We start from the raw sequence: 14,389 nt of genomic DNA, 5'->3' as shown, positions 1-14,389 counted from the left end.
CTTGGTGAGCCGTTACCTCACCAACTAGCTAATGCGCCGCGGGCCCATCCCTAAGTGTTAGCCGAAGCCAACTTTCCTTCTCTCCTCATGTGAGAAGAGAAACTATTCGGTATTAGCACCGGTTTCCCGGAGTTATCCCAATCTTAGGGGCAGGTTGCCCACGTGTTACTCACCCGTCCGCCGCTAATCGTTGGGAGCAAGCTCCCTCAGATTCGCTCGACTTGCATGTATTAGGCACGCCGCCAGCGTTCGTCCTGAGCCAGGATCAAACTCTCCGAAAGATGTTTGATCTAGCTAAATTTTAAAGCAAATTGACGAGATTTTAAAAATCTCTTGTTTTTTAGACTTGCTTGGCGTTTCGTTTTGTTTAGTTTTCAAAGAACAATCTGTTTTGTTGTCGTTTTGGCGACTTAATTATCATATCAAGTTAGCAACCTTTTGTCAACAACTTTTTTTATTTGATGTTTGTGCTTCACGGTGTTTCCCGGTCAGCTAAATCAGTATATCAATTCCTAAATAGAAATGCAACACTTTTTATAAAAAAACTATAAAACATATATAATCAACTCATCGTATTAGCTTAAAGGTTATTAGCTCTGCCTCTCGTATCATCTCCAATCCACAGTTGAACACTATTATTAGCATGTATCCACTCTATATAAAACAGGCATAATTTGATCCGCACCAAACAGTTTCTTTAAACAATCAGTTATAAAAACAACACCCCCTTAAAAAAGAGGTGTTGTTAGTAAAAGCTACTTTGTATAAACCAAATGTTTTATCGCCTATTATTCTTCTTCAGGTGTATCCACTGTTTCAACATCTGTGCTTTGCTCTGTTTGTTCTATTGTTTCTTCTAGCTCGTCATCCTCAGGAGAGTCTTCTTCTTTTTGTACCTTAGCTACTGTAGACACATATTGATCATCACCTGATTCAAGTCTAATCAATTTAACACCCATTGTATTTCTTCCCAAACGAGAAATCTGTCCTACATCCATACGGATAATAACACCTGCAGCAGTAATAACCATTAAATCTTCTTCACCAGTAACAGTTTTTACAGATACTAATGAACCTGTTTTATCAGTTATATTGCAGGTTTTAATTCCTTTACCGCCACGACTTTGAATTCTATATTCTTCTTCCCCGGTCCGTTTTCCATACCCATTGCGAGTAACAATTAAAATATCATCATTTTCTTCGAGAATATCCATACCTACTACTTCATCATTCTCGCTTAATGTGATACCTTTCACACCCGTTGCTGTACGTCCCATTGAACGCACATCAGTTTCTGGGAATCGGATCAATTGACCATCTTTTGTTCCAATGATGATGTTTCGAGTACCATCAGTTAATTTAACGGAAATCAATTCATCGTTATCGCGCAAACCAACTGCAATCAATCCGTTATTTCTAATATTGGCAAAAGAAGATAATGGGGAACGTTTAGAAATCCCTTGTTTAGTAGTAAAGAATAAGAACCAATCGTCTACAAATTCCTCAACTGGGATAATCGCATTAATCCACTCATCTTTTTCAATTTCAAGTAAGTTTATAATTGGCAGACCTTTAGCAGTCCGTCCATATTCAGGGATTTCATAACCCTTCGAACGATATACCTTTCCTTTATTCGTAAAGAAGAGAATTGTATCATGCGTTGAAGTTGTTAGCAGATGCTCAACGAAGTCATCTTCATTGGTACCCATTCCCTGAATACCTCGTCCTCCACGGCGCTGACTTCTGTATGTGGATGCTGGCAGTCGCTTAATATACCCTTTATTTGTTAAAGAGATAACGATATTTTCTTGAGGGATTAAGTCTTCATCCTCAATATGCTCCAGACCAGCCAACACAATTTCTGTTCTTCTTTCGTCATTGAAGCGTTCTTTAATTTCAGTTAACTCTTCACGAATTAAGTCTAATAGCTTTTCTTCGTCAGCAAGAATGGCTCTTAACTCGCCGATCAGCGTCATAAGCTCATTATATTCATTTTCAATTTTATCTCTTTCTAAGCCTGTTAACCTTTGCAGACGCATATCCAAAATCGCCTGAGCTTGCTTTTCAGTTAACTCAAACTTAGTCATTAATCCTTCTCTAGCAATATCAGTAGTTTGAGAACCACGGATTAAGGCTATAATTTCATCAATGTGGTCGAGTGCAATTCGTAATCCTTCTAAAATATGCGCTCTAGCCTCTGCTTTACGAAGTTCAAATTGCGTTCTTCTGCGAACAATTACCTTCTGATGCTCTAAGTAGTAATAGAGCATTTGCTTCAGATTCAAGACCTTCGGCTGATCATCAACAAGAGAGAGCATATTTATACCAAAGGTTGTTTGCATCGCTGTATGTTTATATAAATTATTTAAAAGTACATTCGCATTCGTGTCTCTTCTTAATTCAATTACGACACGCATACCGTTACGGTCAGACTCATCCCGTAAATCCGTAATACCTTCGATTTTCTTATCACGTACCAATTCTGCAATACGTTCAACCAGCTTAGCTTTGTTCACTTGATATGGAAGTTCGGTTACAATAATAACTTGCTTTCCATTTGATTTTTCTTCAATAAAAGATCTTGCTCTTAATGTGATGGAACCACGGCCAGTTTCGTAAGCTTTACGAATACCGCTTCTTCCTAAAATTTGACCAGCAGTTGGAAAGTCCGGACCTGGGATAATTTCCATCAATTCCTGTATAGAGATCTCAGGGTCTTTACTTAAAGCAAGCACACCATCAATAACCTCTCCTAACTGATGTGGAGGAATATTCGTAGCCATACCAACCGCGATTCCAGAAGAACCATTTACAAGCAGGTTAGGAAAACGTGATGGAAGTACTACTGGTTCCTTTTCAGAACCATCATAGTTATCACGATAATCGATTGTATCCTTGTTTAAGTCTCTAACTAATTCCATTGATATTTTAGACATACGGGCTTCTGTATAACGCATTGCCGCAGCTGAGTCACCATCAACAGATCCAAAGTTACCATGCCCCTCAACCAACATATATCTAAGGTTGAAATCCTGTGCCATACGAACCATTGTGTCGTATACAGCTGTATCACCATGAGGGTGATACTTACCGATAACTTCACCAACGATACGTGCTGATTTCTTAAATGCTTTATCAGAAGTCATACCTAAATCATTCATAGCGTACAATACACGCCTATGAACAGGCTTCAATCCGTCACGAACATCCGGAAGTGCTCTGGCAACGATAACACTCATAGCATAATCCAAGAATGATGTTCGCATTTCCTGACTTATATTTATTTCTTTAACCCTCGAGTTTTCCATTTCCGCCATGGAATTACCTCCTCTTATCCGCAAAATCCAGTTATACATGTAAAAAGACAGGATAGATGTTGTCTATCCTGCAGAAAAGATGTATGGATCGCTATTCCCCAATTCAATAACAATCCCATTGAAGTCATACTTAAAAATCAATCGAATTTATATATCTAGATTCTTAACTTGTAACGCATTTTCTTCAATGAAATTTCGACGCGGTTCAACTTTATCACCCATAAGCATTTCAAAGGTTTCATCAGCATCGATTGCATCTTCTAGACTAACTTGCAACAAAGTTCTGTGCTCTGGATCCATCGTAGTATCCCATAACTGTGTTGCATTCATTTCACCCAGACCTTTATAACGTTGCAGACCAGGTTTTGGCTGGCTCGGGAGCTCACTCATAATACTTTCCAGCTCTCGATCATTATAAGCATACATTATACGCTTGCCTTGCTGTATTTTGTATAAAGGCGGCTGTGCAATATAGATATAACCATTTTCAATAATCGGTCGCATATAACGATAGAAGAACGTCAACAATAAGGTTCTGATATGGGCACCGTCGACATCGGCATCAGTCATGATGACAACTTTATGATATCGTGCCTTCGTAATATCAAAATCTTCTCCTATACCCGTTCCAAGAGCTGTTACAATCATTCTGATCTCTTGGTTGCCAAGAATTCTATCTAAACGTGCTTTCTCTACGTTTAATATTTTACCACGCAAAGGCAAAATGGCCTGGAAGTGTCGATCACGGCCAGATTTTGCTGATCCGCCAGCAGAATCACCCTCAACTATATAAATTTCACTAATGGATGGATCCTTTGAGGAACAGTCAGCTAACTTACCCGGTAAGTTGGAAATCTCCAAGGCACTCTTTCTTCTTGTTAGCTCTCTGGCCTTTTTAGCTGCTGCTCTTGCTCTCGCAGCCATTAGTCCTTTATCAATAATTTTTCTTGCGACACTAGGATTTTCAAGCATGAATTTCTCCATTTTTCCAGAGAAAATGGAATCTGTTATCGTCCTTGCCTCAGAGTTACCAAGCTTGGTTTTTGTTTGCCCTTCAAATTGCGGATCAGGATGTTTGATCGATACAATCGCAGTTAAGCCTTCACGAACATCTTCACCGGTTAAATTCTGGTCATTCTCTTTGATCATGCCGTATTTCCTTGCATAATCATTTATTACACGAGTTAAGGCTGTTTTAAATCCAGATTCGTGTGTTCCACCTTCATGAGTGTGGATATTGTTGGCAAATGAATAAATATTACTTGTAAAACTATCATTGTATTGCAAAGCAACCTCAACAGAAATCCCGTCTTTAGCACCCTCGACATAGATTGGTTCTTCGTGAAGTACCTCTCTCGTACGATTTAGATGCTCTACATAGGATTTAATGCCGCCTTCATAGTAATATTCATTTTCTTTACCATCTTCACGTTCATCCTTAATAGTGATTTTAATACCACGGTTTAAGAAGGCTAATTCCCTTAACCTTACTGCCAAAATCTCATATTCATATATAAGTGTTTCCGTGAAAATTTCACCATCAGGTTTAAATGTAATAGTTGTACCAGTACGATCGGATTCACCTAAAATCTCAAGCTCGCCTTTTGGTGTACCTCTTTCAAAACGTTGAAGATGAATTTTCCCTTCACGTTCTACTTGGACAGACAATTCAGTAGACAGGGCATTAACAACTGAAGCACCCACACCATGAAGACCTCCGGAGACTTTGTAGCCCCCGCCGCCAAATTTACCACCGGCATGTAAAGTTGTCATAATGACTTCTACTGCAGGACGGCCTACTTTTTCGTGTATACCAACAGGAATACCACGACCGTTATCCTTAACCGTAATGCTATTATCTTTATTGATGAATACATTGATTTCATCACAATATCCTGCCAGTGCTTCATCAATACTATTATCGACTATTTCCCAGACTAAATGGTGAAGCCCTCTGGAACTTGTGGAACCAATATACATACCAGGCCTTTTACGTACTGCCTCTAGCCCTTCAAGTATTTGTATCTGGTTTTCATCATAGGATTCTTTTTGTATTTCTTTTTGCTCCATTGTCAAACCATTTCACCTACACTTTTCATGCATTTATTTCGTATCTTTATCGATTGTGTTACAACGTAGACATCTTTGCAGATTTCCTTTTCAAAGCAGTTAGTCCAATTGGTGAGAGATAGATGTGATGAACTGTAACCACAATTGATTTTGTATTACCTTCAGCCAGATCAATAACCTTATTTTCGTCTAGAAATTTCTGTAATACAGGTGAATCTGATAGCATTTTGGCATCAAGTGCCGTAACTAGTTCACTGGCCTTAATTACAGTATCGTTTCCGACATGAAGATACATCTTAACCACCTCATTTCAATCTGGACATTGTTCCGCTTTTCACTTGAAAGGTTGCAGCTTCTCTCAATGTTTGATGATCGATTCCGTCTACACTTGTAGTCGTTACAAAGGTTTGTACCTTACCTTGAATGGTATTCAACAAATGCGATTGTCTGTAATCATCCAGTTCAGATAGAACATCATCAAGCAATAGAATTGGATATTCATTAATTTCTGAATGAATCAGCTCAATTTCAGCTAATTTTAAAGATAAGGCTGTTGTTCTTTGCTGGCCTTGCGACCCAAACGTTTGCACATCATGACCATTTACAAAGAATTGCAGGTCATCTCTATGTGGACCAATTAATGTTGTGCCACGTTCTTTTTCTCTCGTATTTATTTTATCAAATTTTTCCTGAAATCTTTCTACTATTTTCGACAAGTCCATAGATTCTGATACCTCTATGGATGGTTTATATTGAATATCCAGCGTTTCTAGACCTCTAGAAATACCTTTATGGATAGGTTTTGCCCAATTCTTAAGCAATTCAAGGAATTCGAACCTCTTTAAAAGAATTCTTGCAGCATAATGAATGAATTGGTCATTTAAAACTGCAAGCATAGCATCGTCAGCTTTTTTGCTCAGTTGTGCCTGCCTCAAAAATGCATTACGTTGATTCAAAATCTTTTGGTATTGGTTTATATCATGTAAATAAACAGGTGATACTTGTCCTATTTCCATATCTATAAAGCGTCTTCTGATTAAAGGGCTGCCCTTCACCAGGTTCAAGTCCTCCGGAGCAAACATAATCACATTCATATTGCCGATGTATTGGCTCAAACGCTTTTGCTCCAAGTGATTACTTTTAGCTTTTTTTCCTTTTTTGGAAATAATCAATTCCATAGGAAGAGGCCCTCTGTTTTTCAGTACTCTTCCCTCTATTTTAGCATATTCCTGGTCCCATCGAATAAGATCTTTATCATTGGAGGTGCGGTGAGATTTAGCCATGGCCAGTACATACATAGCTTCCATCACATTTGTTTTTCCCTGAGCATTTTCTCCAAGTATAACATTCACCTTGTTTTCAAATTCGGCGGTCAGACTTTCATAGTTTCTATAATGTTGAAGACAAATCTTTTCAAGATACATATCTTTAGATCCTTTACTTTAATCCGTAATAATATAGGAACCGACATCCGGGATTTCAATACGGTCTCCAACCCGGAGCTTTCTGCCTCTGCGAACGTCCAGTTCACCGTTTACGTATACCTCATATTCTGAAAGAAACCATTTTGCGTTCCCGCCAGAGTCGATAATACTCGCTAATTTTAAAAATTGCCCGAGGGTAATGTACTCGGTTTGAATACGTATTGATTCCATCATAATAATCCCACCTGTAAAAGTCTCTAAAAGTTTATTTTACTAAAAAATTTGGTTTTGCACAAAAAGAACCTGTTTCGATGCATATCCAAAAACAGGTTCTCAAAAATTTTTAAATCAATATGTTCTAACAGGCAGAATCAACTGCAGCATACTGTCGTCATCTACACCTTTAAGAACAAATGGTCTCATTGCCCCAGTAAAATTAATAGTTACTTCTGTTACATTCAAGGCTTTAAGTGCATCCATCATATATTTAGCGCTAAAGGATATTTTTAATTCCTCTCCCTCAATTGTTTGAGTAACGATTTCCTCTGTTACTGTACCTACCTCTGGTGTATGAGAGGAAATTTCGATATAGGAATTTCCAATTGTAGAAAGCTTAACAACATTATTTCTGCTTTCTCTCGCCAATAAAGAAGCACGATCAATGGCATGAAGAAGTTCCTTTGTATTTATTCTAACATCTGTTTTGCTTTCGTTCGGTATTAATCGAGAAGTATCTGGATAATTACCCTCTAATAATCTAGAGAAGAATAATAAATTTTTTGATTTAAACAGTACCTGATTTTCTGTAAATATAATTTTGATTTCTTCATCCGTGTCATCGAGGATTTTACTTAATTCATTTAAGCTCTTTCCAGGGACGACTACACTGTAGCTATCTCCATTTCCATTAATCACCGTTTTTCTCATGGCCAATCGATGGCTATCTGTTGCAATACAGATTAATTGTCCATCTTCTATACGCCAGTTTACACCTGTCAACACAGGGCGTGTTTCTGAGGTGGACACTGCAAAAATGGTTTGACGGATAATATTTTTTAGTAAATCGATTGGCATTGAATACATATGTTGTTCTTCCATTTGAGGAAGCTGTGGATAATCTTCAGCATTTAGTCCGTTTAGTTTATATTCAGCTTTTCCTGAACGAATAATTGTTTGCAGATGTGCATATACTTCCAAATCAACTGTGCTTTCTGGAAGTTTTTTTACGATTTCAGCAAAGAAACGAGCCGGTAAAACGATTGATCCAGACTCTTTAATTTCAACTAATTCATTGCCTTCTTCTTCTGCTGGAATGAACGATTCAATAGAGATATCAGAATCACTTCCTGTTAAGGTGACCCCTTCTTCATTTGCTTTAATTTTTATTCCAGTAAGAATTGGTATCGTGGTACGGGTTGATACCGCTTTAAGAACATCAGTAACGCTTTGGACCAGACGGTCGCGCTGAATCGTAATTTTCATAAGTAATCCTCCCAGTATGATGATTGATTTTAGATACATATTTATTAATTTATTTATAAAAATAAAAGAAGAAGTAATAGTAGGGCCTGTGGAAATGTGGATAACTCGATTATTTGACCGAAAAACAGTCTATCCACATGTGGACAGACTGTGAGTAATCTTGATAGCAACTTAATTGATTATCAACAGTTAGTAACTGCTTCGTTGATCAGTGACTATTAAGTTTTAAAGTAATTTCCTTAATATGATCCTGTAGCTGAGAATCGATTTGTAATAGCTTAGATATTTTTTCATGTGCATGTATAACGGTTGTATGGTCACGTCCGCCGAATTCTTCCCCTATCTTTGGCAAAGAAGAGTCAGTCAGCTCTCTGGACAAATACATAGCAATCTGTCTAGGGAAGGCAACTGATTTTGTCCGTTTTTTAGCTTTAAAATCATCTAATTTTACATTAAAGTATTCTCCAACTGTCCTCTGAATATCCGATATAGCGATAATTTTTGGTTTCGAATTCGGAATGATATCCTTTAGAGCTTCAGCAGCTAAATCTGCGTTAATATCCTTATTTATTAGGGATGAATAGGCTACCACTCTGATCAGGGCTCCTTCGAGCTCGCGAATATTTGAATCGATTTGGTTTGCTATATAAATCATGACTTCATTCGAAATATCCAGTCGTTCAGCTTTTGCTTTTTTCCGCAGGATTGCAATCCTTGTTTCAAGATCTGGCGGCGTAATATCAGTAATCAGACCCCATTCAAAACGAGACCGCAACCGATCTTCTAGAGTCGGAATCTCTTTCGGAGGACGATCGCTTGAGATAACGATTTGTTTGCTTTCCTCGTGGAGTGCATTAAACGTATGGAAAAATTCCTCCTGAGTCGATTCTTTTCCAGCTAAAAATTGGATATCATCAATTAGCAGTACATCGACATTCCGGTATTTATTACGGAAATCTTCAGCACGGTTATCTCGGATTGAATTGATAAATTCATTTGTAAATTTCTCGGATGACAAATAAACCACTTTAGCTGATGGGTTGTGCTCCAATACGTAATGGCCGATAGCGTGCATTAAATGTGTTTTACCAAGCCCAACTCCCCCATAAATAAATAGAGGATTATAGGCTTTAGCCGGAGCTTCCGCTACAGCCAGGGATGCTGCATGTGCAAAACGATTACCGGACCCAATAACAAAAGTATCAAAAGTATACTTTGGTATTAATAAGGTTTGAGGTATCTCATTCTGATCATCAGATTTTCTAATCTTTTTGGCTGGAGCTGGTAAATCATATTCTTCTTCCTTTTGGTTATGAGGAATAATGAATTTAACTTCCAATTGTTCGCCTGTAGTTTCGTATAAAACCTCACCTATTACATCTGAGTAACGTTCCTCAAGCCAATCTCGGGCAAACTCGTTTGGCGCAATTACTGTGAGTGTATCCTTTTTTAAAGAATAAGCTTTAGTAGATTTCAGCCAGGTTTCAAAGCTTGGCTTGCTTATTTTCTTTTCTAATATTGATAATGAGTGCTTCCATAGCTCATCTATATTTTTCACTCGTCAATCCTCCTTCAAAGACAGCCAAACCACAATAAACTCGAATTAAAACAATATAAATAGGAAATGTATAAATATAAATAACAATGTATAAGGAACATTATGGGGAATATAGATTTTCGACAATATCCACTTCCTGTGGACAAAGTTATACGCTCCTGTGTAAAATCCTATCCACAGCTTATTAACAATCTGTGGATAATTATTTATGTGGATAAGTTATTAAGAATGAAAACAAAAAATATGATATCAAAAATTTGCTTGAGTTGCAACGTTTTTTGTTATTTATCCACAAGACTCAGTACATGGGGATGAAAGTTTTCCACAAGAAGTGTGTTTGTGCAAAACCTGTCGAAAAGGGGTGTGGATTGTTAAAAAGGGATAATTTAATTATCCACAACCTATCCATAGAGGACAAGGTAAATTTTAAAAATGAAATTTAACTGATTCATATAAATTTATTTGTTTGTAGATCTGGAGACAGTTTTTAATGTTTGAAAGTATAAGTTGACAATTACGTATCTCCATCTATATAATTGTAAAGACTGTCTTTAACTGTAATCCTCAGGGAGGTGTACTAATATGAAAAGAACGTACCAACCAAATAAACGTAAACACAGCAAAGTTCATGGGTTCCGTGCCCGCATGAGCACAAAAAACGGACGTCGTGTTCTTGCAGCTCGTCGTCGTAAAGGAAGAAAAGTATTATCTGCCTAGACCACTGACCATTTCAGTGGTCTTTTTTTAAGCTTAAAGCGTTTTTTAATGAATAAGATGAGAAACAGTTCAAAGTTATATACAGATTGGCGTTTTAATAATGCGTAAATTTGTTAATGATGTACAATGGAAATATAATGGGATTAGAAATAAATCGAAACCCATTTAAAAGTTGAACGTATGTGTTAGGTGCAGGTGGATATATGAACAAAGAGCGCAGGATTAAAAAGAATCAGGATTTCCAGGAAGTATTTAAAAAAGGTAAATCTTTTGCGAATAGGCAATTTGTTATTTACGTATTAAAGAAGAAAGAACAGGAAAACTTTCGCCTTGGTCTTTCAGTGAGTAAGAAAATTGGTAATGCAGTGACACGGAACCGTGTTAAACGTTATGTAAGGCAATCCTTTTTAGAGCTTGAGGATCGAATCATGAAGGGGAATGACTACATCATTGTTGCAAGAAAACCAACCTCAGAAATGGACTTCCATGAATCGAAAGCGAGTCTAATCCATGTATTAAAGCGTGCTGGCGTCTTGAGAAAAATGTAGTGTAGGTTTTCTGTTATAAAAAAGCCTAAAACATTTAGGCGTAGACATCTAAAAGATGTTAAAATACATTCATTGGCATATAAGAGGTATTAATGCCTCTTAAGTAGTTAGGAGGAAATAAGGCTTGAAGAAGAAACATATGCTTCTCTTTGGTTCGGTTGTTTTTCTCATCGCTGTTCTATCAGGATGTAGTGAAGTCAATCAACCAATAGATTCAGAAAGTACAGGTATCTGGAATCAATACTTTGTTTATCCGCTTTCCTGGCTGATAATCAAAATGGCTGAGTTATTAGGTAATAAATATGGAATATCGATTATTCTAGTCACAGTATTGGTTAGATTATTGATTTTGCCATTGATGATTAAACAAATTAAAAGTACAAAAGCGATGCAGGCTATTCAACCGGAAATGAATAGATTGAAAGAGAAATACAGCTCTAAGGATGCTGAAACTCAACAAAAACTGCAGCAGGAAACAATGGCTTTGTTCCAAAAACACGGGGTAAACCCATTGGCAGGATGTTTGCCGATTTTTGTTCAAATGCCGATTTTAATTGCGTTCTATCACGCAATTATGAGAACAACTGAAATTGCTAATCATAGTTTCCTATGGTTCGATTTAGGCGACAAGGATCCATACTTTATCCTTCCGCTAATTGCAGGTGCAACAACCTTTATTCAACAAAAAATATCCATGGTTGGACAGGATGATAATCCAACTATGCAAATGATGCTATATATTATGCCGATTATGATTATTGTATTCGCAATTAACTTCCCGGCAGCACTATCTTTATACTGGGTTGTTGGTAATATTTTCTCGATTGCCCAAACTTACTTCATTAAAGGGCCTGATTTAAAGCAAGCAAAAGCCGATAAATCAAATGTAAAAGCCGGAGGTAAGAAAAAGTGAAACAAGTAACCGCTACAGCCCAAACAGTTAATGAAGCTGTTGAATCTGCTCTTATGGAATTAAATACAACGAAGGAAAAGACTGAAATCCAAGTTGTAGATGAAGGAAAAAAAGGTTTTTTAGGCCTGTTTGGCTCAAGACCGGCTATCGTTAAGGTGACTGTAAAGCATGATCCGTTAGCAGAAGCAAAGCAATTCATCGAGAATGTAGCAGAAAAAATGGGTGCAGAGGTACATGTTCAACATAAGCAAGAAGGCAAAGTAGTTACATTTGAGTTATCTGGTGAGAAAATAGCCATGCTGATTGGAAAAAGGGGACAAACATTAAATTCCCTTCAATACCTGACTCAGCTTGTAGTAAATAAAAACTCTACCCAATATATAACGATCATGCTCGATGCTGAGGATTACCGGAGCCGAAGAAATGAAGCTTTAATTAATCTTTCAGAAAAAATGGCTAATAAGGCTATCTATACAAAAAAAGAAGTTTCATTGGAGCCCATGCCTTCATTTGAAAGAAAAGTGATTCATACGGCGCTGATGAATAATAAAAAAGTCAAAACTTACTCTGCAGGTACTGAACCACATCGTCATATCGTGATTTCGCCAAATAAATAGCGTGAACAAAATCTCCGAATGATTTCGGAGATTTTTTTTTGAATGCTTCCAGTTATAATTAATTGAATTTATTGGATTTTAATAATTAAAAAGACTGGGCTTTCTGATATCTAAACGAGAGTATTAGGGCAAAGTAGATATAAGCTTACAAATAGAAGAACCGAGTTAACAATTTAGCTGAATAATTTATATCTAAAAGGAAGAATATACTTAGATTCTTGTTATTCACATGTGGATAAGTTAAAATTATACGTATTGCATTTTAGTGATTGTGGATAAGAGCGGCGGGTACAAATGGTATGTGTCGATTATTATAGATTTTTAATTTTGTTATGAAAGGAGTATAGTTCATGGATTTTGATACAATTGCTGCGATATCAACTCCAATGGGAGAGGGAGCAATCGGAATTGTTCGTATTAGCGGAGATGAAGCAATAAGTATCGCAGACTCTGTTTATCGGAGCCCAAAAGGGAAGAGATTGACTGAAGTGCCGAGTCATACGATACACTATGGAAATATCGTGGATCCTAAAACGAATACCATTATAGAAGAAGTCATGGTGACCGTTTTAAAAGCGCCAAATACATTTACTCGTGAAGATATCGTCGAAATTAATTGCCATGGCGGTTTAGTTTCCGTGAATAGAGTACTTCAGCTTATTTTAAGACAGGGAGCTACTTTAGCCGAGCCTGGAGAGTTTACAAAACGGGCATTTCTAAATGGACGGATTGATTTGTCTCAAGCGGAAGCTGTAATGGATTTAATCAGAGCGAAGACAGATAAAGCAATGAATGTAGCTTTAGGGCAAGTTGAAGGTAAACTGTCAAGATTGATAAAAAAATTGCGTCAGGATATCCTTGAAACACTGGCTCAGGTAGAAGTTAATATAGATTACCCTGAATATGATGATGTGGAGGAAATGACTCATCACTTATTTAAGGAACGCTGCGAATATGTCAGCGGTGAAATTGAAAAATTACTGCAAACCAGTCATCAGGGGAAAATTTTAAGAGAAGGCATTTCAACCGTAATTGTCGGAAGACCTAATGTAGGAAAGTCTTCCTTATTAAACAGTTTGGTTCAGGAAAACAAAGCAATTGTTACAGATATTCCAGGAACCACAAGGGATGTCATTGAAGAATATGTTAATGTAAGAGGAGTCCCGCTTCGTTTGGTGGATACTGCCGGAATACGTGAAACAGAAGATATAGTAGAGCGTATCGGAGTGGAACGTTCCAGAGAGGTATTAAAGAAAGCAGATTTAATACTGCTTGTGCTAAATCATGCAGAAGAATTTACAGAAGAAGACCAACGTTTGTTTGAAGCTGTCAATGGGATGGATGTCATTGTGCTTATTAACAAAACAGATCTTCCTGGAAAGCTTGAAATTGAAAAAGTTAAAGCTGTTGCAAAGAACTATTCGATTATTTTAACATCGCTAAAAGAGGATAAAGGTGTAGATGACTTAGAGGAAGCTATTTCTGGACTTTTCTTTGAGGGAAATTTAAATTCCGGCGATGCGACATATGTATCTAACTCACGTCATATAGCCCTTTTGAATAAAGCAAAACAGGCAATTGATGATGCACTGGATGGCATTAATGCCGGTGTACCAATTGATCTGGTTCAAATCGATTTAACAAAGTCATGGGAACTATTAGGGGAAGTTATTGGAGAAAGTGTCCATGAGAGTTTAATCAATCAGTTGTTTTCGCAGTTTTGTCTTGGGAAATAAGGAGGTA

General features: G+C 37.2%; 12 protein-coding genes and 1 rRNA gene. 5 read left to right on the top strand and 8 right to left on the bottom strand.

The genetic code is table 11. The features are described 5' to 3' along the window. The 8 genes from AC4D4A_RS06910 to dnaA all read right to left on the bottom strand — a co-directional run. Positions 1-281: ribosomal RNA gene (locus tag AC4D4A_RS06910) — 16S ribosomal RNA — on the bottom strand; the annotation flags it as partial. 507 nt (positions 282-788) lie between these two features. Further along, positions 789-3,317 carry a DNA gyrase subunit A gene (gene gyrA / locus AC4D4A_RS06905; RefSeq protein WP_490995192.1) on the bottom strand — a complete coding sequence of 843 codons (2,529 nt, stop codon included), beginning with the start codon at positions 3,315-3,317 and terminating at the stop codon, positions 789-791. Positions 3,318-3,464: 147 nt separating this feature from the next. Continuing rightward, positions 3,465-5,387 (bottom strand): DNA topoisomerase (ATP-hydrolyzing) subunit B, encoded by a 1,923-nt coding sequence (gene gyrB / locus AC4D4A_RS06900; RefSeq protein WP_490995214.1) that lies wholly within the window; start codon positions 5,385-5,387, stop codon positions 3,465-3,467. 58 nt (positions 5,388-5,445) lie between these two features. Then, positions 5,446-5,682 (bottom strand): extracellular matrix regulator RemB, encoded by a 237-nt coding sequence (gene remB, locus AC4D4A_RS06895; protein WP_490995191.1) that lies wholly within the window; start codon positions 5,680-5,682, stop codon positions 5,446-5,448. A 10-nt stretch (positions 5,683-5,692) separates the two neighbouring features. Beyond that, the gene (gene recF / locus AC4D4A_RS06890; protein WP_490995190.1) at positions 5,693-6,811 is read right to left on the bottom strand and encodes a DNA replication/repair protein RecF; all 1,119 of its coding nucleotides are present in this window, start codon (positions 6,809-6,811) and stop codon (positions 5,693-5,695) included. A gap of 18 nt (positions 6,812-6,829) precedes the next feature. Then, the gene (gene yaaA / locus AC4D4A_RS06885) at positions 6,830-7,045 is read right to left on the bottom strand and encodes a S4 domain-containing protein YaaA (RefSeq protein WP_066109738.1); all 216 of its coding nucleotides are present in this window, start codon (positions 7,043-7,045) and stop codon (positions 6,830-6,832) included. Positions 7,046-7,159: 114 nt separating this feature from the next. Continuing rightward, positions 7,160-8,293, bottom strand: a complete 1,134-nt coding sequence (gene dnaN, locus AC4D4A_RS06880; RefSeq protein ID WP_490995189.1) for a DNA polymerase III subunit beta — start codon at positions 8,291-8,293, stop codon at positions 7,160-7,162. Between the two features lie 208 nt (positions 8,294-8,501). Continuing rightward, a complete protein-coding gene (gene dnaA, locus AC4D4A_RS06875; protein WP_490995188.1) occupies positions 8,502-9,851 on the bottom strand; it encodes a chromosomal replication initiator protein DnaA in 1,350 nt (449 codons plus the stop codon). A 582-nt stretch (positions 9,852-10,433) separates the two neighbouring features. Here dnaA and rpmH point away from each other — a divergent pair. The 5 genes from rpmH (at position 10,434) to mnmE (ending at position 14,382) form a co-directional block, all read left to right on the top strand. Further along, complete coding sequence (gene rpmH / locus AC4D4A_RS06870) at positions 10,434-10,568, top strand: 50S ribosomal protein L34 (protein WP_066109727.1); 135 nt, start codon at positions 10,434-10,436, stop codon at positions 10,566-10,568. A gap of 203 nt (positions 10,569-10,771) precedes the next feature. After that, positions 10,772-11,116: a ribonuclease P protein component gene (gene rnpA / locus AC4D4A_RS06865; protein WP_490995187.1), complete on the top strand. Its 345-nt coding sequence runs from the start codon at positions 10,772-10,774 to the stop codon at positions 11,114-11,116. 139 nt (positions 11,117-11,255) lie between these two features. Further along, the gene (spoIIIJ, locus tag AC4D4A_RS06860) at positions 11,256-12,029 is read left to right on the top strand and encodes a YidC family membrane integrase SpoIIIJ (protein ID WP_490995213.1); all 774 of its coding nucleotides are present in this window, start codon (positions 11,256-11,258) and stop codon (positions 12,027-12,029) included. Next, positions 12,026-12,646, top strand: a complete 621-nt coding sequence (jag, locus tag AC4D4A_RS06855) for an RNA-binding cell elongation regulator Jag/EloR (protein WP_490995186.1) — start codon at positions 12,026-12,028, stop codon at positions 12,644-12,646. Before spoIIIJ ends, jag begins: the two co-directional genes overlap by 4 nt. 350 nt (positions 12,647-12,996) lie before the next feature. Further along, complete coding sequence (mnmE, locus tag AC4D4A_RS06850) at positions 12,997-14,382, top strand: tRNA uridine-5-carboxymethylaminomethyl(34) synthesis GTPase MnmE (protein WP_490995185.1); 1,386 nt, start codon at positions 12,997-12,999, stop codon at positions 14,380-14,382. Positions 14,383-14,389: the final 7 nt, after the last annotated feature.

It is taken from the genome of Pradoshia sp. Z5_111, assembly GCF_058267535.1.
Note: the sequence above shows the minus strand (reverse complement) of the source record. Positions and strands in the feature narration are given on the sequence as shown.